Source organism: Capnocytophaga endodontalis, from assembly GCF_002209445.1.
GTDB classification, from domain to species: Bacteria; Bacteroidota; Bacteroidia; order Flavobacteriales; family Flavobacteriaceae; genus Capnocytophaga; species Capnocytophaga periodontitidis.
Genome location: NZ_CP022022.1, coordinates 721,346 through 744,756, shown reverse-complemented (window position 1 = coordinate 744,756; position 23,411 = coordinate 721,346). Strand labels below are relative to the sequence as shown.

The window sequence follows — 23,411 nt, the reverse complement described above, 5'->3', positions numbered from 1 at the left end:
TTGGATGCTAAACTAAGGAGCAAATTGATATTAACGTTTAGAGAATTGGAATCTCTTACGGGCTTTTTTCTGACCGAATTTTTTACGTTCAACCATACGAGGGTCACGAGTGAGGAGCCCTTCGGGTTTTAATACTGCGCGGTTTTCGGCGTTGAGTTCGCAAAGAGCGCGAGCGATAGCCAAACGAACGGCTTCGGCTTGACCGGTGATACCACCTCCGTATACATTTACTTTTACATCGTAAGCATCTTCAGCACCTACAAGGCTGAGGGCTTGTTTTACTTTGTATTGCAATGTAGGGGTAGTGAAATAATTGTTGAGTTCGCGTTTGTTTACGGTGATAGTACCGTTACCTGCTTTAAGGTAGATACGCGCTACGGCGGTTTTTCGTCTACCGATGGTGTGAATTACTTCCATTATTTCAAATCGTTTAAGTTAATGGTAACAGGTTGTTGAGCTTCTTGTTTGTGCTCGCTACCTGCATACACTTTTAAATTACGTAAAACTGCTGCACCCAATCTTGTTTTTGGTAACATACCTTTTACAGCTTTTTCGATGATACGTTCAGGGTGTTTTTCGAGGAGTTGTTTTACTCCTGTGAAGCGTTGTCCTCCTGGATAACCAGTGTGGCGAAGATAGGTTTTATCTTCCCATTTGTTCCCTGTGAGGTTGATTTTTTCGGCATTGATAACGATTACGTTATCGCCACAATCAACGTGAGGGGTAAAATCGGGTTTGTACTTACCGCGAAGTAGTTTTGCTACTTTAGAAGCAAGGCGACCCAAAGTCTGTCCGTCAGCATCTACCAAGACCCACTTTTTATTTACAGTGGCTTTGTTGGCAGAGATGGTTTTGTAGCTTAATGTGTCCACTCTTTGTGATTTTTATTAAAAATTAAACATTCCTTATAGTGTCATCAAACGACACTTTTATTTTTAGGGCGCAAAAGTACGACAAATATTTGAAACTGCAAAATTTTTGAGAGATAAGAGGTAAGAGGTAAGAGGTAAGAATTTGGAAATTAGCAAATTAGAGAATTAGCTAATTTGGGAGGTAAGAGCCGCACGGGCAAAGAATGGAAGTATGGGAATTAGTAAATTAGCAAATTTGTAAATTAGCTAATTTGGGAGTGGTGGAAACTGTGGGGCTGTTTAAAGAGTTTTTTTGTAAGAGGGCGCCGGAAAAGGTTTATTTATATAGGGCGTTTGCAAAACGCCCGTACATAACATACTCTAAAAGTGAATGATTATCAGGATAATAAAATTGACAAGTTGTAAAACTTTGCTAAAGTGTAGGGACGCAAAATACAATTTTGAGACTTTTCAAACAGCCCCCTACACAACACAACTTAAAGACAATTTGATTATCAGATTAACAAACTTTGCCAAAGCTCGTAGCACGAGAAGCTATTAGAACTTTGGCAAAGTGTAGCGATGCAAATGCAACCAATACTCGGAGCTGGTATTGTAACGTTCCTGAGACTTTTGAGGTATCTCGTAATAATATAACATACTGATTTTCATTACAAGCGGTTTTTCTCTTCTTCTCCCGCTCCTTGTCCTTTATACTTGCTTTGGGTGGTATTGAAATTGTAACTCAGTCCTACTTTAAATCCAAAATTGCTGTAATTCTGAGCAGTTCTATTACTAATGTACGGATTTTGTACGCGTGTGTGCTCATTGAGACCGTTATAAGGGTCGGAAATTACGGCATACACTGTAAGCGATTGGTGGAAGAACATACGGGCAACCCCTACGACTATTCCGCTCATATCCTTGTAGGCGTAGACTTCTCGGTTTGAACCTTTGTTCATATAAATAAACATCGCCAAGATTAACCAGTTTTCAGTAGGAGTAATTTGGTTCATCATTTCTACCATAAACCTACCTTCATTGGTGTAAAACACATTGTTAGCAAAAGGTTTTTTATAAGTGAGCGTAAGTTTAGGCATCCATTTGCCTATTTGGGTTTGCGCATTGAGTACGCATTTCAGTTCGTTAAAATCATCGTAATTGCGAAGAGTTTTCTCAACGGCATCGGGATTGATGCTTGAGAGTTGGTAATCGGAATAGATACCTTTGTGAATATTCGAATAACTTACCGAAGCCGAAATAGGACCATAAGTAGCCAAGGCATTCCATTCATCAGTAAGCTGAGGCACAATATATGGGTTTCCACGATTGTACAAGAAAGGAGAACTATAAGTGTTGTAGTCGCTGAGCTCATAAAAAGCCGGACGTTTAATTTTGCGTGCATAACTAAAGGTCAGTTGAGTTTTATCCCAAGGGAATGCAATAGAAATATTGGGCAACCAATCGCGGTAGGTCTTGCTTTTTACGGTGCTTTTTTGTCCGTTTTCGTAATAACCAAAGTCGGCGTACTCATAGCGCGTACCGAGTTTCAAATTCACCTTTTTGATAGGGTAAGAGAAACTCACAAAACCAGCCGAACGCGTTTCGGTATTCTTAATATCGGAAGCCGAAAGCACATTATCGGTATAGTCCTCAGTGCGATGCAGGTCGCTTGCCTCTACGCCATAGTTTATAGCGCCCTTGCCAAGGGTTTGCAAGAAAGTAGTTTTGAGTCCCCACCAATCGGAAGCAGCATCGGAATGGGTGTGCACGTTACGAGAGGCAGTGCTGAGGAGGTTGCGCTCCACAATATCGGAAGTGTTATCGGAACGCTGACCGATATAATCTACATCGGTTTGCAGTTTCAGTTTGTCAGTAATTTTGCCTTCGTAATAGGCATTAATGCCTAACTTTTTATCTTGGCTAAAGCGGTCGTATTCATTGAGCCCTTTGGCAGTAAGGAGGTTATTTTTGAAGGTAGCAGTCTCTTGGTTGCTAAACCTGTGTCCTACCCAAGGTTCTACACTCCCTCTCACACTTGCGCCTATGGAATGTTTGTCCGAAATCTCGTGTGCTACCCCTATTTTAGCATTTATTCCTTTGGCATTACTCCTGTTAGTTTCGTCGCTTGTCACGCGCCAATCATTACTTTGGGTATGTACTTGCAAATCCTGATAGAGGTCGGCATTTTTCTTGTTGAAGTTGTTGAAGTTGCCTATAGTAGTAAACCAGTCGGTTTTGCCTTTGCGGTAGTTGAGACTAAGCCAAGTAGTTATTAAGGCTCCTTTTTTTAACACATAATTTTCATTTTCAACCGACCCACTCAGTCCATCACCTTGTTTCTTTTTCAGTTTGATATAGATTACCGCACCCACCGTATTGTCGTGTTCCGCACCAGGTTGGGTTTCCAGCTCTATGCTCTCAATATCTTTGGGCGATAACTGATTCACCTCATCTAAATTGCGCACCCTGCGGTTATCGATGTAGAAGATAGGATTGCCTTTGCCAAACACCTCATAACCTCCACCGGTGTAGGAAGTGCTCACCCCAGGCAAGAAGTTGATAAGCATTTCGGCTTTGGGGAGGTTCTGCAAGGTCGATTGCGCCACATTGGTACTGATGCGCGTACCTTTTTGTTCTAATATCGGGCGATGAGCTGTTACCACTACTTCGCCCAACTGATTGGTAGCAGGGGTCAAAACAATGGTGCCCAAGTTGCTCCCCGAGGGGGTAAATACCTCCGTTTGATATTCCAAATGCGTAATTTTGATAACCACCTTTTTACCCTCAGCAGCATTGGGTAGTTCAAAAACACCTCGCTGATTGCTTATTGCCCCTTTTACGAGGGTAGAGTCGGGGAGAGTCATTAGGAGCACATTGGCAGCACTCACTGGTTTTTTTTCAGTATTCAACAAGGTTCCTTTAAAAGAAGATTGTGCAAAGCCATTTACCGTTACTGCTAATAGCAGTGATAGAATAATCTTTTTCATTGTTTATATGGTTTATGGTTACTAGATGTAAACTAATTAATTTCACGGCGCAAAGATATGATAAATAAAGGTATTATGCAATACAAGGTACTTTTAAATTGTTATTTTTATATTAATTATTTTTTATTACACTGATTATCAGTTGATTTTTTTAGAAAGCTTTTTATTGCTTTCTCCCATATAAACGAAGATTTTTTGAAAAGGTTGGAATAATATAAAAAAGTTGCTAAAAATGTGGTTATAACATTTTTAGCAACTTTTTAGTTCATTAACGATCATTTCTACACTACAAAACCTTCAGCATATTCTTCAGGATATACAATTTTGAAGCCTTTTCTATTAAGTGCATTTTTAGTAAGAAAACATATTTGTATAGCAGGAAATGATTCTAAATATTGGTGACCATTTATCACAAAAGAGGTTCTATACTCATTTTTGCTATTGATACCATTTGCTCTAATGGCTTCGTACTTAAAGTTTTCTCGTTGTTTTAAAAATTCTATAACACGTGGAACAACAGGATTGTTATGAATTTGTTGTTTTATTAAGGTTTTTTTTGTGAAGTCAAATAATTCAAGATGTTCAGGATTATCTATTAAATTGAAACACTTATCTTCATCTAATTCAAAAGTAGACTCACAAATGACATATCCGTTTTTATAACGAGCTCCTTTTTGTCCCCACCAATGTGCATTTTCAATAAAAGAATCCCAAAAATAATAGCCTTTACCTAACCAAGCATTTTTATGACTACATAAAAAAGGTCCTTGCTCCTCTATTTTATCTGGGTTATTTCTGTTTTCAAGAGTTTGATAGGCTTTTCTCGGTTTCATTTTATGCTTCTGTGGTATTATTTCGCAATTTTTCTTCTAAGCTCGATAAGTTGTAAGTAGGGAGAATGATGCCTGGTACATTAGCTTGGGTAGTAACTAAACTTATATAAGCTCGTACATAAGGAAATAAAATAGCTATACTATTTTTGTAAAAGAAGTCCGGAATATCTTCAATCGTTTCTACATTTTTAAACTCAAAGAGTCCTTTACAATTTATACGCACAAAAGGCTCTGTATTTTCGTGTTGTAAAGAAACCGAGAAAATAAGTTCAAATACTTTTTTATCTTTTTGAAAAACACCTTTCGTAGTGAAAAGAATGCCTAAGTCACCTTCCTTATAGTTGTGGAGGTTAATATATACCTCATCAAACTGATAATTGATAATTGAAAAAGACGCTGATTGCATAATTCTATGTTTTTAATTAAAGAAAAAGCCCGAAGAAAAACTCGGGCTATATATATTAGTAACAATTTTGACTCTTTGGGAATATACAGAAGTTAAAAACTCATCAGCAGTAGGCCCCACACCTTCATATTCTTTGGTACTTTCCCAATCTTTCAAAATCTGCTCTCTTGGAGTATTTTCAAAATACTCTTTCAATTCTTCTAAAAGGGTTGCTGCCATAATCCAAATAATTAAAGGGTTTTAAGATGATAAGCTATATACTTATAGCTTTAGTGGACGCAAAAGTAAAACATTTTATTGACATAGCAAAAAAAAACCAACTTTTTTTGGTGCTATATTTTAGATTTTAGTTGTAAACATTTATTAATTAAGTAGTTAAAGTTTCATTAAAATTATAAGCATTATGTGAGTAGAAAAACTTAGAAAGGCTCTCTGAGAAACTTGGAACTCTCAGAGAGTCTTGGGGGTTATGGGTAAAATATAATTGTTTGTCGTGCTACGACTATTCGTTGTTCTCAATTGTCTTATAGGCTTCGATGATGCTGCGTACTAATGGGTGGCGCACAACATCTTTATCGTCTAAGTGGAGGAAGGCAATGCCCTGTACATTTTGGAGGATGAGCATTGCTTCTTTGAGTCCGGAAGAGACTTTGCGGGGGAGGTCGATTTGACCAGGGTCGCCAGTTATCATAAACTTGGCATTGCGCCCCATACGGGTGAGGAACATTTTCATCTGAGCGTGGGTGGTGTTCTGAGCTTCGTCGAGGATTACAAAAGCGTTGTCTAAGGTGCGTCCGCGCATAAAGGCAAGGGGGGCAATCTCGATGATACCAGCCTCAATAAAAGCGTTGAGTTTTTCGTGGGGAATCATATCGCGCAAGGCATCATAAAGAGGTTGCATATAGGGGTCGAGTTTTTCTTTGAGATCACCAGGGAGGAAACCGAGGTTTTCGCCTGCTTCGACTGCTGGACGGGTGAGGATGATGCGGCGTACTTGTTTTTCTTTGAGGGCTTTTACAGCTAAGGCTACCCCTACATAAGTTTTACCGGTACCGGCAGGCCCAACGGCAAAAACCATATCGTTATTACGCATCATTTCTACCAATTTTACTTGATTTTGGGTTTGCGGGCGGATGATTTTACCACTGACTCCGTGTACAATGATATCCTCTTCACGTACTTTTTCGGCAGTTTGGGGGGTAGATGCAGAAAGAATACTATCGATAGTACGCTCGTCTAAGCGGTTGTATTTTGCGCAATAGGCGATGAGTTTTTCGATTTGTGTTTGGAAATCTTTGAGCTGTAGTTCTTCGCCAAAAACGATGAGTTTGCTACCGCGTGCAACGATTTTCAGTTTAGGAAATAGGGTTTTGATGTACTTGATATTACTTTCGTCTTCCCCACAAAACACTTGGGGGCTAACTTCGGTAAGTTCTAATGTTAATTCATTCATATTCAGGTAAAAGATAAGAGGTAAGAGGTAAGATTTTGCGTTTCTTATCTCTTACCTCTTACCTAAATTTAATATTGTTCTAATAGGTATTTGATAAGGTCGGTAGTGGTTACGAGGCCGACAAGTTTGCCGTTATCTACCACGGGGATAGAGTGGAAGCTTTGGGCGGCGAGGATTTCGGCTACTTCTTTGATGGAGGTGTCGGCAGTTACTGTAAGGGGTGTTTTAGCCATAATCTGCGGGATGGTATACATATCGTAGACAACGGAGGTTACTTCTTCATCGCCGTCGGTCATATCGGCAAAGCTGATACGAAGGAGGTCGGAATAGCTTACAATGCCTATAAGTTTATCGCCTTCGACCACAGGGATGTGGCGTATACGGTGTTTTTTGAACAAACGTTCGGCTTCATAGAGTGATTGATCGGGAGAGAGGGTTACTAACTCCTTACTCATAATTTGTGAAACGGGTACTCTTTGTCTCATAATAATTGCGTTTTTAAGGTGAATGTTTTTGTTTATTGATTTCACCCGCAAAGATACGAAACTTTTTGTAATTAACAAATTTATTAATTAGCAAATTTGCTATTTTTTAGGTGTATTACAATTTAGCGGTAAGTTGTGTTATCACCTCATCGGGCGATTCACAACTGAAGGCGTATTTTCTACCGCTTTTGGTGGTTACCAAAAAACACTGATGGGTATCACCTACAAATGAAGTGTACTTTCCGATACGTTTGTTACAGAAAATACCTATATAGCCAAAAAAGCCTGCTGAACCGAAAATTCTCATATCCCAAAACGACGGCTTGTGTTTTTCTACGGAGAGGATTTGGCTGTATTTTAAGCTGTTACTACCGAAAAGTTTTTTCAAAGTAAGCTTATCGGGTTCTAACACTATACTCATAGGAGCGCTGAGTATAAATACAGCTAAGGTAATGGTAATAGCGATGATACCTAACAACAAGCCGTAGTTGGGATTTAAAAGATAATTCCTGCCCATCGTCACTAAAGCAACGATGACTAATACACTTACTAATACTGTGATGATTCTTACTGTATTACTCCAATGAACATTCTTTTTCATAAAGTATTATAGTTTTTTGAGTGCATAAGCAGGAAAATAGAAAGAGGGCTTACTATGACTTTGAAAGAAATAGATAAAGCGATCATTCTGTTTTTCTCCTGTATTTTTGATGTACAAACCTTCGTTGCTGAGGGCTATCAAGTTTTCTAAACGCTCAAAGGCAAGGTCTAAGAGGGCGCGGTTTTCGGGTTTTAACCAAGAGCTCGAAGCCAGTGGATGCTTGAAACTTTGAAAGGTCATATAGAGTTTTTTATCTTTGAACTCATAGGTGGCATTGGCAGTAATTGATTCGGTACTTGATTTATCGGGGAATTTATAGCCAATGATAAGATCTACTTTGTTCCCTGCCTTGAAACGTATGCTTATAGAGTTGAACGCTTTTTCACTATCAATTGCTAAAAAGTTGTCGTGAAAGAGGGCACTTGTATAAGAAGATTTTTTAAAAGAAGACTCGAGATATACAAAAGCGCTCACTTCGTCGTTGACGATGGCTAAATAATCATCGGAATTGAAGACCTCTGGGCTGATGAGTGAATAGTACAATTCGACAGTTACCCCCTCTACCGTCGCGCTATAAGTGGGAGTTTCGGTACTGCCACTACGTGTTAAATCACTGAAACTCTTACCTTCTATCGTTAGAGGTGGTACCAAAACGATGCCGTTTTCGGTGGCTTTTACGGGTGCTTTTACCGTGGCGCCTTGAAGGGTTAAGACTCTATTGGTGAAAGCAATAGAGTAAAGGGTAGGCGAAGTGGTGGCTGTTGATACTTTCAAAAGGTAGTGAGATGTGTGCTCGGTGAGTGGTACTATATTGCGCGCAAGGTTAGGGAATTGCGCTTCATCGGTGGCAGTGACAGGTTCAAAATAGAGTTGCGACGGCTGATTGCTGAGAAGGTTTTTGAATTTGAGTTTATCACCTTCTTTACCGAGATATAGGAATTGGTATACCTTACCTGAAAAATCTTTAGCGGGGTCGCCTTGGAGTACATCGGCGAGCTGGTGTAGATAATTTTGGCCTACAAAACTCAATACACTGCCTTCTTTGGTTTCCTGAGTGGTGTAGCGCGTGGTGGTGGAGGTAGCGGTCGCACTGAGGTCGGAAAGCATAGATACTTTGCCCTCAGAGGTGAACTTGAGGAGGAATTGATAAACGCCTATGCTGTTTCCATTAGTATAGGAAAGTTTCCAGCCGTTTTGAGCTGTAGTAAGCTCTTTCATTAAGGCAGAGTTTTGCACTGGAGTGATAGGGTCATCTCCAGCAGTGGGGTTGTCGTTCTTAGCGCAGAACGAAAGACTCATAGCGAGCAGGAGGAAGGTAATTTTTTTCATTGTGTTTTTAGGGGTTAGGGGTTAGGAAATAGACTTTGCCAAAGGTGTGAGCCGCACGGGCAAGAAACTTTGGCAAAGTGTATTGATGCAAAAATTACTGTTTATTCTCCCCAAGCTATGAAAGCATATTGAGGATATTCATAGCTCTGGAAGAAATAAATAGGATTAGTGGCAAAAGGACGAATAGAGAGCGGCATTTTTTTCACATAATAACCTTGATTACCAATTTCGTAGAGACGATTTAACGCGCGTTTAGCTTGTTCTGCCACCGCCTTATTCTTAGGATCGTTCCAAAGATCTTCGTTATCAGCTGTAAAAGCTCCATCAGTTTCGGTGAAATACAAACGTTTGTTTTTGAGTTCGTATTTAACCTTCATACTTATAAAAGAGACATTAGTTCCATCAAAACTATGCCCTATTTCTATCTGGCAAACAGTACCCGTAAAGGTCATCATTATCATATTGAGATCGGTGGTATCGTCTACTCGCAGTATATCCTGATAGAAATCCTGAGACATATACTCAGTTTTTTTCATTATTTGAGTGGAGACAGCTATTAAAGATATTTCGTTATTGATGTGCTGATAATCATCGTTGTCGTAATCGTCGGGGGGGAGCATTGAGAAGAACAATTCGGCGGTAACACCATTAACGGTTGCTTTGTATACGGGTAGTACGCTACCTACAACGCGTTTCAATTCGTTGAAAGGTTGTCCGCCTAAGGTAAAAGCGCGATGGAAAGCAATGCCGTTTTCAGTTGCCAAAGTAGCAATTTTGCTTGGGGTATTCTTCAGTGATAACACTCTATTGGTAAACTCAATAGGATAGGTTGTAGGGCTACCCGTAGCAGGGCTTACTTTTAGGTAATAATGAGAGGCGTTATTATCGATTGTAGCGATATTTTTGTACAATGTAGAGATATTCGACCAATCGGCGGCAGTAGCGGGTTGAAATACTACAGAAGCGTTGTTTCCCAGAAGCAAGTTTTGGAATTTTAGGTTATTACCTTCCTTGCCTGTATATAGAAACTGATAGACTTTACCCATATGGGCACTACCCGCAGCTCCTTGTAGGGCATCGGCTAAACGGTGGATTTGGTTATTGCCGATAAAGCTGAGAACTAAGCCTCTCCCCTCTTCTTGAGTGCTGTAGCGGCTGGTAGTAGGGGTAGCCGTAGCACTGAGATCGGAGAGCATTGTTACCTTGCCTTGATCGTCGAACTTCATCAGGAAGTTGTAGCCCCCGAAGGAATCATCAGGGGAGATGTAGGTGAGCTTCCAGCCTTGGGGCGCGGCGGTGAGCTCTTTCATCAAGGCAGGGTTTTGTACTGGAGTAACGGATTCAGTTCCAGTGTTGTCATCATCATTCTTAGAGCAGAATGAGAGGCTCATAGCGAGCGCGAGGAGAACGGTGTTTTTTAAGGACTTTTTCATTATTATTTCTTTTTAGGGGTTTTCTTATTAAGGGGGTTAGGAGAGGCTTTTGCCAATCGCCTCTACAGTGGGACTCCCCAGATAGGGAAAGCGTACAACGGAAATTCGTAGCTTTGCAATAGATATACAGGGTTATCCTCTTGGGGTTTAACTTTGATGTTCAGTTTTTTGATGTACAACCCTTGTGCTCCAAGAGCATAGACACTTCCTAAAGCGCGTTGTGCTTGTTCTAAGATTGCTTTGTTTTTCTCGTCACCCCAAACATCAGGCGCAGAAGTGCTCAGGTTTTTATCACTATCTTTAAAGTACAAACGCTTGTTTTTGAGTTCGTACTTACAACTGATTTGGAGTACAGAGAAGCCTTTTTCAGGGAAAATATGTCCTATTTGGATATGGCAATCGGTGGCACCGTCGAACATTACTCTGAGCATATAGAGGTCGGTAGAGGTGTTGACTTTCAATACATCTTCATAGAAAGCCTCCGTCATATACTCATTATTTTTGAAATACTGGCTCATAAGAGCAAAAGCTTCGATAGTGGTATTGATATCTTTATAATCGTCGCCATCAAAGAAATTAGGTGGTACTGAGGAGTAGAAAAGCTCGGCAGTAACGCCATTGACGGTTGCTTTATACACGGGGGGCACACTACCTGCAACACGTTCTAACTGGGTGAAAGACTGTCCGCCTAAGGTAAAAGCGCGATGGAAAGCAATACCTTTTTCGGTTGCTAAAACAGCGACTTTGCTTTGGGTATTTTTCAGTGATAACACTCTATTGGTAAACTCAATAGGATAGGTAGTGGGCGTACCCGTAGCAGTGCTTACTTTTAGGTAATAATGAGCGGCGGCGGTGGTTAAAGGGGTGATATTTTTGTAGAACGCAGGGGTACGTGACCAATCGGCAGCGGTGGCAGGTTCGAACACTAACTGCATACCACTGAGGAGCAAGTTTTGGAATTTGAGGTTATTACCTTCTTTACCTGTATATAGAAACTGATAGACTTTACCTGTATGGGCATTGCCTATAGCCCCTTGTAGAGCATTGGCTAATAGGTGGATTTGGTTATTGCCGATAAAGCTAAGTACTAAGTCTTTTCCTTCTTCTTGGGCGCTGTAGTTACTGGTAGTAGGGGTAGCTGTAGCACTGAGGTCGGAGAGCATTGATACTTTGCCTCGAACGTCGAACTTCATCAAAAAGTGGTAGCCTCCGAAAGAATCATCGGAGGAAATATAGGTGAGTTTCCAACCGTCGGGAGCGGCAGTAAGCTCTTTCATCAAGGCGGGGTTTTCCACTGGGTCGATAGGGTTATCTACTGCATCGTTGTCGTTCTTGGTGCAGAACGTAAGGCTCATAGTGAGCAAAAGGAGGGTGATTTTTTTCATTGTGTTTTTAGGGGGTTAAAGTGTATAAATATAACTAAAATTGATAATTGCGTGGTAACGGGTGATGTAGTTGCCTTTGTTCATGAAAGAGCCTCCTATTTCTCCATAAATCGCTAATTTACTGTGATCGGAAGCGTATAAATCTGCTCCGGCAAAAATGTGATACCCGAGGTTAACGGTACCTCCTATCCAATCTTTGTTGTCCACATCCTGAGTTTTGAACTGTCGCCACAAAGGAGCGCTGACATGGAGTCCGGCACCGGTAACAATACCAATATTAGGACTCACAGGAGTAACTATGGCTAACCGCACAGGCACATCGAGGGTAGATACATTGAGCATTGCATAGTTACTTTCACTTTGATGAAAGCCTCCTTGTGAAAACTCACTGACTCCAAAACCCATTTCAAAGCGGAGGTTTTTTTCAGGAGAGTAGAGCACTCGCATTTGTGCGCGCATTACATCACCTCTCATTTGGAAATCACTGCTCACCATTTCGGCAAGCCCTAAGCCTGCATCAAATTCACAAGACCATTTCGCATACGGAATACTATCTTTAGCGGTTTCTTTTTCTTGGCTAAAAACGCTAACAGTAGCACCTAATAGCAGGGATAATAATAACTTTTTCATTTTGTGGTTAGGTTTTAAGAGGTAGAACGTTATTTTACATAGTAAACTCTAAAATCTAATACGGTTTCTTGGTTTTCTATAAGCACTTTAGCTGAGATTATATCTTTTCCTTTTTTGAAGATATAATAACCTTTAGAGATTCCGCTGTACACATAGCCTTCGTTTTTCAAGAGGGCTAAAAATTCTTTGGTAGGGTAATATTCACCATCTAAGCCTGCAAAGAAAGCTAAAGAAGCTGTGTTGAAACGGAAAGTGGTTTGGTATAACCCTACAAGTGTATTAGTGCTCTTACCTACGAAATAAGTGCGGCTAAGTACATTGTTTTTGTTCACATTATACGTATAAGCATCGCGTTTTTCATTGGATTGAGGCGAATTAGCCGCATCGTAAGTACCTCCGTTAGCTTGCTCATAAGTGGCTATTTCGTCTTTAGTAGCTCCTTTTTTAAGCAGAGCAGGGAGTTGAGCAAAGGTAGTAAAGTTTTTTTGCTGTACAGGATAGTAAGAAAACGCATAGTGGTTTGCTTTGGCATCAGCCATAAATTGTACTAACACTTGTTTTTCGCGATGTACAAAGGCGTCTTTATCGGTGAGGGTCATATCCAAAGTGGTTTTATAGCCTTTGATAGTGATTTTCTCAAAGCCTTCTTGCACGAGGAAGTCCTCAAAGTTCTTTTTCTGAGCCTCAGTAAGAGGGTTTTCTTTGGCAAAGAGTCCTGCTTTTTGCAAGCCACGCAAGTTGACTACGTACTGTATTTCGCTGAAAAGTTTATCGGTTACGGTATATACTAATTGGCTGCCAGAGCCTAAATCTTTTTCACTTTTGAGGGTGCTTTTACGCGTTTTTTCAAAGTTTTTAATATCGTCGATTACTTTGCCAAACTCTATAAAAGGCAAGATATACGATATATTTACTCTTTGGGTTACCGCAATTTCACCAGCGGTTTTATCGCCTACTAACACGGTAATTGTAGCTGTTCTATCAGCTCCTGTGGTGTTTTCTTTTACTTGGAAAACAATTTTGTTTTTATTGGGCTGGATAGGAAAAGTAATCCAATCGTGAGACGCTTTGAGCGTATAGTCATTCACATTTTTATCGGTGATGTTGATGGTGTGTTCAGCAGCTTGTGCGCCTACTTCAACGGCTGTTGTTTCGGGGGTTACGAACAAGCGCGCTTTTTGATAGACAACTATTTTCGCTTTCACTGAGTTTTGCACCATTAGGTTGATGGTACCGTGGCGGTCGCCACCTTCGTTGGTGAGGACTTCAAATTTTAGTGTTTTATAATCGGTGTCGGGGGAGAGTTTGATCCACGCGGCATCGGTTTGCTCGGTATAAGCACCATCGGCAGTTACATTCACTGAGTAGTTGCCTTGCTGAGCAGGGATATTTAAAAGTGTAGCTTCGGGGGTAACGGTAGTTGAGTTAGCGTTTTTAGTATCATCGTCTTTTTTAGAGCAAAACGAGAGACTCAAAGCGAGCAGAAGTAGGGTTATTTTTTTCATAGTAAAAATTATTAAACATTGTCAAAGCCTTAAAGGCTTTGACAATGTTAATGTTGTAGTTAGAATTATCTTTTATAAACGAGATAAGGAGAGGTATAAGTAGGATTATTGCGGCTTTGCAAGGTGTACAATGGGTATCCTGAAAAAGTTCGTCCTGTATTTGTTACATAGAATCCTTCAGCAGCTATTTCCATTATTTTTGTTAAGGCATTTGTACCTCTTGCAAGAATAGTTGCATTTTCGGCTTTTGCCCAAATAGTAGGATCTGTTTTTTGTAAGGCACCTGGATTTTTCAAATATAAGCGTTTGTTTTTCAACTCATAATTACATTCAATGTAAAGCCAAGAATTTCTAGTATTTCCATCAAATTTATATGCTAATTGGATTGTACAAGTTCCATCATCCTCAAAGTCCATTCTAAAGATTACAAAATCTTTAACACCATCGATTTTTAAGACATTATCGTAAAAATCTCGTGACATAAGAGTTTTTAGGTTAGAAGGAAGTATTACGAATGAATTTAAAGTTGAAGGGATAACCAAGTAGTCATCGGTAACAAATTCATCAGGAGGAACTAATGAATAGCTCAATTCTACAGTTACGCCATCAACAGTAGCTTTATAGGTAGGAGGCGTGGTGCTATTATCACGTGTAAGCTCGGTAAATCTTTTGCCTTGAATTACGAGGGCGGGTTTGAAAGCTACACCTGTTTTGGTAGCGACGACTGAGGCTTTTGAGGTGTCGTTCGTATTAGAACGCGGTGCTACCTCTATACTCCCATATTGCATACCAAATTCATAAGGAATAGTGTTGCCATTGGCAGTAACTCTCATATAATAATTAGAGATATTCTCTACTAAGGTATTGAGGTTGCTTGAAAGAGTGCTGATATCTGTCCAATCTTGGGCAGTAGCGGGCTCAAAGTACACAAATTGCTCGGTAGACTCACGTTGCGTTCTAAATTTGAGTTTATCGCCTTCTTTACCATAGTATAGAAACTGATATTCACCTGCATAACCTGCTCCTCGTTTTCCTTGCATCGCATCGGAAAGTTCGTGGATATAGTTTTTGGTAGTGAAGGTGAGTTTCACCCCTTGTCCTTGTTGCAATTCGTACTTGCTGGTAGTAGGTGAGTTAGTTTCACTACTAAAATCGGATACCATTGTTACTAAACCTTCGGGGGTAAATTTCATCAAGAAATTATAACCACCAAAGGTACCTTCTTTGGTAAAGTAGGTGAATTTCCAGCCTTGAGGGGCGGAAGTAAGAGCACTGCGAAGTTCGCTTTCTTTTTCGTTGAATCGCTCAGCAGGTGTTTTACCGAAGAGGTCATCAGGATCGTTCTTTTGGCAAGCAAAAAGTGCCAAAGCGATGATGGGTAATAAGAGGAGTCTTTTCATTGTAAATGTAGTTTTAAAGGGTTTTAAAAATCAGTTTCTTCAATACGACTGAATTTGCTTTTCCAATTATCTACAGCTTCGTACTTTTCTTTGCTTCCTTTAGGTACAAACAACACTCTTTGAGTACCAGATATCAGGTTAGGAAAAGTGCCTCTAAACACTTTAGGAGGTTCAACAGCTGCACATTTCACTACTGCTATTTGGCGGCATTGGAAGAAAGCATTCTTTCCTATTTCTTTAGTTTGTGCGGGCAATGCTACTGTTTTGAGTTCGGCACAAGAGGCAAAAGCTTCTTGGCTAACTTTCAACTCTTCATTCTCTACCCCTGTGATGGTAAGGGTTTGTAGAGAAGCATTGAACTGAAAAGCACCTAAGCCAATGTTTTTTACCCCGTTGAGGGTTATTTGTTCTACTTGTTGACAATAGGCAAAAGCTAATTTTCCAAAATTTTCTACTCCATTGGCAGTGATGCTTTTGAACTCACCAAAACCTTTAAACACGCCTTCGCCTACTGCTTTTACTCCAGAGAGTACCAAATCGGTATCATCGGCGAAGTTATGGCGATCGGAATGGGTGATAGTGCCATTGGCATCTACTGTATAAAGTGTTTTTACAACTACTGGAATTTCAGCTTTTTGTTGGCTTTTGGTATCGACTACTGTGATAGTAGTGGTACCTGTAGCCACGCTGGTAATCTCTAAGGTGTTACTCACTACCTTTACGCTCACTATAGGAGTTGCTACTGTAGCGCTATAGTTGCCAGAACCCGCTGTAATAGTGAGCGTTTGGGTACTGCTTAAAGTAATGAAAGTAAGAGTTTGAGTTGCTACATTGAGATTGTCGTATTGAACAGTAGGAGTGGAAGTGTTTCCTCCTCCCCCACTATTGTTGTTACTATTATTATTGATTTTATTATCATCTTTGCTACAAGCTACAGCAAGAATGGTAACGAGTAAAATAAGTATTTTTTTCATTGCAAGTTCTTTTTTAGTTTAATCTCTTTGAAAATATCCATAAGCTGGGAAATAGATATTAGGCAAACGATGGCTTTGTATTACATACACATCATCGGTATAACGGAATTTATTAGGCACCTTCTTTATATAGAGACCTTCACTTCCTAAGTAGGCTATACTGTTGAGGGCTGTTAAGGCTTTCCTTAAAATAGCTTCATTTTCAGTAGCTTGCCACAAATTTAAATTAGTGCCGTCGATACTTGTTCTATCTTTGATATAAATGCGTTTATCTTTAATTTCGTAGTTATGAACAAAGATGAGTCGAGATTGAAACTGTTGATTAGGAAATTGATAGCGCACTTCTACTTCACATTTGGTACTGCTTTTAAAAGAAATCAGTAGTGAAGGGAACCACTTGCTGCTTTCTATTTTCATCACGTTATCTCTAAAACCTTCGGTAGTAAAAGGAGTACTTAGCAAGGTTTCCGACAAGAATAAGAATCGGTTTACACTTGCAGGTACTGACTGATAATCATTAGAGATATGTTCTTGAGAGGGTCTCAACTCAAAGCGTATTTCGGCAGTTACTCCATCTACTGTAGTGATATAACGTGCTGGAGAAGCGTTGTTATCCCAAGTAATTTGGGTGAATGTTTTGCCTTCAATCACCAAAGGAGGGTCGAAAGTAAAGCCTGCTTGAGTAGGGACAATTGCTGTTTTTAGTGTTTGAGAAGGGTCGGACGAGAGATTTAGCGTTAGGTATCTGTTAGATAGTGATATGCTATAATCTTTGGTTACGCCATCTTTGGTTACTCTAAAAAAGTGTCTAAGGATATCGCCTTCTAAAGCATCTACACTTCCGCTGAGGTCTTGGATAACATTCCAATCTTGGGCAGTAGCGGGCTCAAAATACACAATTTGTTCAGTAGCTTGACGTTGAGTTTTGAATTTGAGTTTGTTACCTTCTTTTCCGAGATAAATAAATTCAAATTCACCTTCTAATCCTTTTCCTTGTTCACCCTGCATAGCATCGGAAAGTTCGTGGATATAGTTTTTAGTGGTGAAAGAAAGCAAAGTACCTTGCCCCCATTTAATTTCGTATTTACTTGTTGTGGGGGAGGCGGTAGCGCTTATATCGGATGCCATATTCACAAAACCTTCGGGGGTGAATTTCATTAGGAAAGTAAACCCTCCAAACTTTTTATTATCGGTGAAATAGGTGAGCTTCCACCCCTGCTGTGGGGTGGTAAGCTGGGTGCGCAATTCATTTTGGCTTTGCTCAAAACGCTCAGAAGGTGTTTTACCATCAAAAAGGTTATCAGGTTCGTTTTTCTGGCAAGCAAAGATTCCTAAAACTGCAATAGTTATATAAATGATTTTTTTCATTAATGAGATTAGCGTTATTGTAATACTGATAGCATTTGTTGTTCTACTTTAGCTTGTAGCTGGTAGATATCGATGTTCCATTCGCTTTTGAAATAAGCTACTACAAAAGCTTCTTTTTTGCGGATAGCCTCTTTTCCTGTGGCGCTACTGATGGCGTTTATTTTAGCATCCCAAGCTGTTTTACTCATACTGAGCATTCCAGAGGTCATCTCGGCAAAGTCTTCAATGTCATTCAACATAGAATATGGGGTGATAAAACCAGCGGCATTCGCTTCGGCTTCTCGCACATTATACCAATTGGCGGTATAACCAGAAGGGGTAATCTTGCCATATTCAGATGAATAAGGTTTCTTCTGGTTGATGATATGGCAATACTCGTGCTGAATGGTATGGAAATACTGGCGTGTACCACTGTGATTGTGGGTGTCGAGCTGGTCGACATTGAAAAGGGTGATTTTCATACCGCTATCGGCAAACCCAAGGGTAATAGTACCACTGGGGTTTACGTTGTACCCCCCGATAAGAGAGATTTGGCGCGGTGCTACTTCTTTTATGAAGTTAGGCCCTGCTACCTCCGAATAGGCATCAATCCATACTTTTTTTACGATTTCGAGCATCGGTTGCACTTTGGCTTCGGTAGGAGGGTAAAAATATTTACCCATTTCAAAATCGGCATCGATATAGTTATAGGTAACTATAATGTTGTACGGTTTCTGGAAATTGTTGTAGATATAGGTATCTAATGGCGTTTTAGCCGTTGTTCTGGGTTTTAATACACTCTCAGAACTAAGGGTTTCTTTATTGTTGCAGGCAGCTAACGACAGCGCTAACACTGCGGCGATATATAACTTTTTCATATCTTACTAATTTGAATGTTTGTTGTTAAGTTATCTTGGGTTTGCAGTAATACCGTTGGAAATAGCATCTTCAGGGATTTGTAACTCACGACGTGGGTCGTCTTTAGTGAGCTCCATAGTTTGACCACCTTTCACGTGTACAACCTTCATCCCGAGGCGTTTGTTGTCTATCCAGCGCAAGCCTTCAAACACAAAAGTAGCTCTTCTCACATCGGCTACAGCTTGTAACCATTCGCGTTGTTGAGTAGAAAGCGTATAGGCAGGATCGAACTCAGTACCTTTGTTTTGATAAATGGTATTCATATTTGCCTCACTCAACACAAAAGAATCTGGGATATTTTGCATTGTTTTCTTTTTTAAGAAAACTACCAAATCAGTAAGGAACTTAGCTTTTTCGCCTTTCATCAAGTAAGCTTCCAAACGGTTGAGAAATACCTCGTCGTAAGAGATGAGTACTGCCATATCGTAAGCATAACCAATTCCTGCCGATACATTGGTATATTTAAAATACTCCTGGTATTTAGGGAAATTGCGATAATCGTCGTTTCCGTAAATAGAATAAGCCCAAGTAGCGCGGAAAGCGTTTAGCGGATGCTTGTTATTACCTAATACTTCTTCAGATTTTTGTAAGGTCAATCCATACTTATTAGTAGCAAAGTTTCTTTCATAAAGAGAGGAAGCGCCTATAATCAAAGCATTAGCGGGCTCATCGGAACTAGCATAGAGCAAGCCTTGTTGTGCATAAGTACGTGAACGTTGCCCTTTTACATCGCGTAGTTTGTTTTCTGGATTAGCACCAAGAGCTTCATTGGCGTGTGAAATTACCTTATCCCAATCGCCTTTTACCAAGTAGAAGCGTGAAGCAAAAGCGTGAGCCGCTTCTTTGGTAAAGTGGAATTTAGGTTTGCTATACTTGCTGTTATCAATAAGAGGTAAACCTTCTGTCAAGTCTTTTTCAATCGCATCGTAATAATCTTTTACTGAAATACGGCGATAAACTTCAAACACTTTTCTTTCGGCTTTAGTGGCATAAGGCAAGCCTAAATCGGTAGCAGCGGTAGCAGGATTAAAAGGCTTACACCAAAAAAGTCCTAACATAAAGTGTGCATAAGCACGAGCTACCAAGGCTTCTCCTTTGAGGTAGTTGAGTTCACTACCGCCACCAAGTTTTTCTACAGCTTCTAAGGCGTAGTTAGCATTGGCAATTGCCCCATAAGCGGCATAGAAATAGTGAGGTGGTGTATCCCAAGTGCTATACTCGTTGTTAGTTTGCCAAGAGTACATTTGTGTATTGAATATAGACGACTGAGCAAGGTTTACTTTATCACCTGCATTATCGCTCATTGTTTCGCAGAAATCAGCATACAGTGCGTCAGGATAGGCTCTTGCTAAGAGCTCATGTATTTTTTCGGGTGTATCGAGTTCTGCACGTGCATCGGGTAGTTCGTCCAGAAATTTATTGCAAGCGGTAAACGATAAACCTAAAAAGAGGGCTATTATGGGTGTATATATATTCTTTTTCATTGCTTACGTATTTTTTTAGATTCCAAGATTGATAGTAAAGGTATATTGGGTATTTACAGGGTAAGCTACCCCACCAGTGCGGAAGAACTCAGGGTCTTGACCATTGAGGTTCTTATCGGCATAAATCAAGAACGGATTAGTAGCTTGCAAGCGCAAGGTAAGGTTGTTCACGTGTAGAGCGTCTAATACGTCTTTAGGGAAAGCATAAGAGAGCCCAATACTTTTCATACGAACGAACGAACCATCAACTACACGTTCAGTTGAATAGTTATAGGCGTTGTACACACGACGGAGGGTAGCTCTACCTACTTCATTAACTGTTCTTTTATCGGCAATAGCAGGAATATTAGTTACCCTTTCATCACCTGGGTTGATCCAGCGGTTTCTCATCTCTTTAGGGAAAACGCTAAGGTCGTTGTAATCTACACTATATTCATCGGGTTTGCGTATTTTGTTACCTGCGGCTACTGTAATCAAGCAGCTGAGTTCCCAATTTTTGTAACGGAAGGTATTAGAAAGCCCTCCTGTGATATTAGGCTCTACAGGGCCTTCTTTTTTGAGGTAACTCAAGATATTATCAATTTGTTGGAAATCAATATCCTCAAAATTAGTGCTACCATTGAGCAAGTTGAATAATGGCAACCCTTTGCTGTTCAATCCTATAAAGTCGTAAGAGTACAAGGTATTACGCGCTCCGCCTACTACGTTTCCTCCTACTTCACGCACTAAGTTGTACACATTAGGGCGATAGGTAAGGCTTGTAATTTCTTGGTTGAAATACGCAAAGTTGATACCTGTATTCCAGCTAAAATTATCAGTTTTTATATTTTTAGTATCCAAAGCGAGCTCTATACCTTTGGTCACCATTGAGGCGTTGTTTGCCAATTTTACAAGTTGCCCTCCAACACCTGAGGTACGTACATAGTCAATCAAGTCTTTAGAATTCTTTTGGTAAAGGTCTAACGACAAATTAACGCGGTTTTTAAACAAGCCGAGTTCCATACCTACGTTGGCTTCGTATACTTTTTCCCAAGTAAGTTCAGAGTTTTGAAGTGCTTCTATAAATATAGTGTTTTCTCTATCACTGAGATTGTAACGGTTAGCTACTTCGTTTTTAAAGATCGCCAAAGCGTTGCTGGCAGAACCTAAACCAGCGATAAGCCCATAGCTCAAACGAAAAGCAAGGTTAGAAATCTTGGTATTGTCTTTCAAGAAACTCTCATTAGAAGCATTCCAACGACCACTCACGTTCCAAGTAGGCAACCAGCGTGAACTGCGGCTTCTACCCAATTGGTTAGAACCTTCGTAATTGGCTGTACCAGCGAATACATAGCGGTTGTCGTAAGTATAAGTTCCTTGTAAGAAGAAAGCTATACCACGCTCTTTAGTGAATGATTTACCAAAGTAAGGAGAGTTATCCTGAATTGCTTTTTGAATCACACGATAATCGGTAAAGGCAGTGCCTCCGCGCTCAAATTGGTAACCATAACCGTTGAAGAAAGAGTTATCGCGGTCGGTATGACGATATTCTTGCCCTAAGAATGCTTTTAGGTCGTGTTTTTTGTCAAACAAACGTTTGTACTCCAAGGCATTGCGGAAATAGTAACTTTGCAAGTTATTTTCGGTGAGTCTATAGATACCTCCGTTAGGCAATGCTACTTGAGGAATCATATCGGGATTTTCTGGGTCTTTAAACAAGAAAGGGTTTGCTTTTGCAATCACTGTTGTGCGATTGGCGCGATAAGCTCCTACCACGTTAGAGTTTTCTCTCATAGAGTGTTCGTTTGAACTCTTTACGTGACGTATAGAGCCAAGGAAGTTGTATTTAAGTCCTTTAGCTAATTTAACCTCTAAATCCCCTTGAATTTTATACTCGAGCACGTTCAAATCCATATAGTTGTTAGCGAGCTCGTTGAGGATGTTCATAGGAGCATAGTTGTAGCTGTAGTACTCGTATTTGCCATCATCACCATAAGGGCGCAATGCACGTGAGGTGTTGAGCGCATAACTGAAAGGGTTGATATCAAAATCGCGATCATAACCACCACTTACAGTGTTGGCAGAACGGTTATAAGTACCAGGAGCTTTTTGGGTACGTATAGACCCTTGAGTGAGCACCCCTATTTTTACGCTGGGCGAAAGGGTATAGGTAGTTTTGAGGTTTCCTGTTACACGATGCACACGGTCGGCGATTGTCCATCCTGGGTCTACAAAGAAACCTACTGAACCATATACAGTCGCATTTTCACCCCCACCTGAAAGACTCACGGTGTGGTTTTGTGTAAGTGAAGGACGGAAAAGTGTTTTAAACCAATCGGTATTGGCGTATTCGTATTTGCGCAAGAAAGCAAGGCGTGCAGCCTCGGTATTTTCAAGCAAGAAAGTACCTGTGGCAGGGTTATAAGTATCGATAGCACGATACATTATATTATAAGCCCCTCCATAACGCGCTTGTGTATATGAAGAAAGTGAAAAATAGCCTTTTTCCTCCAACTCGCGGTAGACTCCCATAGACTCTTGAGAGTTCATAATGTCGTACTGATTGTAATTAGGAATCATACGCACCGACTCTTCCAATTGGTAGTTTACTTGAGTTTTTACGTTTTTTCTACCGCTTTTAGTAGTGATAATCACGGCACCGTTGAGGGCGCGCGCACCGTAAAGAGAAAGGGCTGAAGCATCTTTAAGAATTTCGATACTCTCAATATCGTTCGCATTGATACCAGAGATAGCCGAACTCACCAAAGTAGAAGCATCACCAGAGGCGAGCTGTTCGAAGGTTAGCGGTACTACCTCTTCTTGTACAGCACCGTCTACTACCCATAGCGGTTTAGTGTCACCAAAGATAGATGACCCCCCACGAATGGTAATTTTAGGTGAAGTACCAAAAGTACCAGAGATGTTCTGTACGTTTACCCCTGCGGCACGACCTTCGATCATACGACCTACATCCACCACGCCGTCCATTTTAATATTGTCGGCTTTAAGGGTTTGGGCGTTACCCGTAAACTTAGAACGGTCGAACTCTTGGTAACCTGTAAGCACTACACCGGTAAGCTGTTGCGCTTCCACTTCAAGTGTTACATTGATTGCCTTGTTATTACCTACAGGACGTTCAGTAGGCTTCATACCTAATGACGAAAAGACCAATACAGCCTTATTATTAGGTACTTTGATGGAGTATTTACCATCAAAATCGGTAGCGACCCCGTGAGAGGTTCCTTTTACTACTACAGAGGCACCGGGTAGCGGAGTGCCCGCATCATCTTTTACTACCCCTGTTACGGTGTGTTCTTGGGCAAAAGCATAGCCGACGAACAGCACAGCGCATAACAGTGCGTACATCAATTTTTCTTTCATCGCTATTATATTAAGTCAATTATTTTT

20 protein-coding genes are annotated in these 23,411 nt (G+C 40.4%); all 20 read right to left on the bottom strand.

Going from position 1 to position 23,411, the window contains the following annotated elements; all coding sequences use genetic code 11:
- Window positions 1–30: 30 nt before the first annotated feature.
- On the bottom strand, window positions 31–417 hold the full coding sequence (gene rpsI, locus CBG49_RS03650; protein ID WP_002681865.1) for a 30S ribosomal protein S9: 387 nt from the start codon (window positions 415–417) through the stop codon (window positions 31–33).
- Window positions 417–872 carry a 50S ribosomal protein L13 gene (gene rplM, locus CBG49_RS03645; RefSeq protein ID WP_009413950.1) on the bottom strand — a complete coding sequence of 152 codons (456 nt, stop codon included), beginning with the start codon at window positions 870–872 and terminating at the stop codon, window positions 417–419. The genes rpsI and rplM overlap by 1 nt, the downstream gene beginning before the upstream one ends.
- Before the next feature lie 650 nt (window positions 873–1,522).
- Entirely contained in the window at window positions 1,523–3,841 is a 2,319-nt protein-coding gene (locus tag CBG49_RS03640; RefSeq protein WP_088593424.1) for an outer membrane beta-barrel protein, read from the bottom strand.
- Between the two features lie 281 nt (window positions 3,842–4,122).
- Window positions 4,123–4,674 (bottom strand): hypothetical protein, encoded by a 552-nt coding sequence (locus CBG49_RS03635; RefSeq protein WP_088593423.1) that lies wholly within the window; start codon window positions 4,672–4,674, stop codon window positions 4,123–4,125.
- A 1-nt stretch (window position 4,675) separates the two neighbouring features.
- On the bottom strand, window positions 4,676–5,080 hold the full coding sequence (locus CBG49_RS03630; protein WP_088593422.1) for a protein-export chaperone SecB: 405 nt from the start codon (window positions 5,078–5,080) through the stop codon (window positions 4,676–4,678).
- 12 nt (window positions 5,081–5,092) lie between these two features.
- Window positions 5,093–5,299, bottom strand: a complete 207-nt coding sequence (locus CBG49_RS03625; RefSeq protein ID WP_088593421.1) for a hypothetical protein — start codon at window positions 5,297–5,299, stop codon at window positions 5,093–5,095.
- A gap of 283 nt (window positions 5,300–5,582) precedes the next feature.
- Complete coding sequence (locus tag CBG49_RS03620) at window positions 5,583–6,533, bottom strand: PhoH family protein (protein WP_088593420.1); 951 nt, start codon at window positions 6,531–6,533, stop codon at window positions 5,583–5,585.
- A 68-nt stretch (window positions 6,534–6,601) separates the two neighbouring features.
- Window positions 6,602–7,018: a CBS domain-containing protein gene (locus CBG49_RS03615; RefSeq protein ID WP_034555884.1), complete on the bottom strand. Its 417-nt coding sequence runs from the start codon at window positions 7,016–7,018 to the stop codon at window positions 6,602–6,604.
- Window positions 7,019–7,133: 115 nt separating this feature from the next.
- Entirely contained in the window at window positions 7,134–7,619 is a 486-nt protein-coding gene (locus CBG49_RS03610; protein ID WP_088593419.1) for a PH domain-containing protein, read from the bottom strand.
- A 6-nt stretch (window positions 7,620–7,625) separates the two neighbouring features.
- A complete protein-coding gene (locus CBG49_RS03605) occupies window positions 7,626–8,948 on the bottom strand; it encodes a DUF4302 domain-containing protein (protein ID WP_088593418.1) in 1,323 nt (440 codons plus the stop codon).
- Window positions 8,949–9,049: 101 nt separating this feature from the next.
- Window positions 9,050–10,381 carry a DUF4302 domain-containing protein gene (locus CBG49_RS03600; protein ID WP_088593417.1) on the bottom strand — a complete coding sequence of 444 codons (1,332 nt, stop codon included), beginning with the start codon at window positions 10,379–10,381 and terminating at the stop codon, window positions 9,050–9,052.
- A 62-nt stretch (window positions 10,382–10,443) separates the two neighbouring features.
- Complete coding sequence (locus CBG49_RS03595; protein ID WP_088593416.1) at window positions 10,444–11,766, bottom strand: DUF4302 domain-containing protein; 1,323 nt, start codon at window positions 11,764–11,766, stop codon at window positions 10,444–10,446.
- A gap of 15 nt (window positions 11,767–11,781) precedes the next feature.
- A complete protein-coding gene (locus CBG49_RS03590) occupies window positions 11,782–12,396 on the bottom strand; it encodes a hypothetical protein (RefSeq protein ID WP_088593415.1) in 615 nt (204 codons plus the stop codon).
- Window positions 12,397–12,425: 29 nt separating this feature from the next.
- Window positions 12,426–13,901: a BACON domain-containing protein gene (locus CBG49_RS03585; RefSeq protein ID WP_088593414.1), complete on the bottom strand. Its 1,476-nt coding sequence runs from the start codon at window positions 13,899–13,901 to the stop codon at window positions 12,426–12,428.
- 65 nt (window positions 13,902–13,966) lie between these two features.
- Complete coding sequence (locus tag CBG49_RS03580) at window positions 13,967–15,301, bottom strand: DUF4302 domain-containing protein (RefSeq protein ID WP_088593413.1); 1,335 nt, start codon at window positions 15,299–15,301, stop codon at window positions 13,967–13,969.
- Between the two features lie 23 nt (window positions 15,302–15,324).
- Window positions 15,325–16,275 carry a leucine-rich repeat protein gene (locus CBG49_RS03575; protein ID WP_088593412.1) on the bottom strand — a complete coding sequence of 317 codons (951 nt, stop codon included), beginning with the start codon at window positions 16,273–16,275 and terminating at the stop codon, window positions 15,325–15,327.
- A gap of 18 nt (window positions 16,276–16,293) precedes the next feature.
- Window positions 16,294–17,643 (bottom strand): DUF4302 domain-containing protein, encoded by a 1,350-nt coding sequence (locus CBG49_RS03570; protein WP_088593411.1) that lies wholly within the window; start codon window positions 17,641–17,643, stop codon window positions 16,294–16,296.
- Between the two features lie 14 nt (window positions 17,644–17,657).
- Window positions 17,658–18,500 carry a zinc-binding metallopeptidase gene (locus CBG49_RS03565; protein WP_088593410.1) on the bottom strand — a complete coding sequence of 281 codons (843 nt, stop codon included), beginning with the start codon at window positions 18,498–18,500 and terminating at the stop codon, window positions 17,658–17,660.
- A gap of 30 nt (window positions 18,501–18,530) precedes the next feature.
- Complete coding sequence (locus tag CBG49_RS03560; protein ID WP_088593409.1) at window positions 18,531–20,024, bottom strand: RagB/SusD family nutrient uptake outer membrane protein; 1,494 nt, start codon at window positions 20,022–20,024, stop codon at window positions 18,531–18,533.
- 15 nt (window positions 20,025–20,039) lie between these two features.
- On the bottom strand, window positions 20,040–23,384 hold the full coding sequence (locus CBG49_RS03555) for a SusC/RagA family TonB-linked outer membrane protein (RefSeq protein ID WP_088593408.1): 3,345 nt from the start codon (window positions 23,382–23,384) through the stop codon (window positions 20,040–20,042).
- Between the last annotated feature and the right edge of the window lie 27 nt (window positions 23,385–23,411).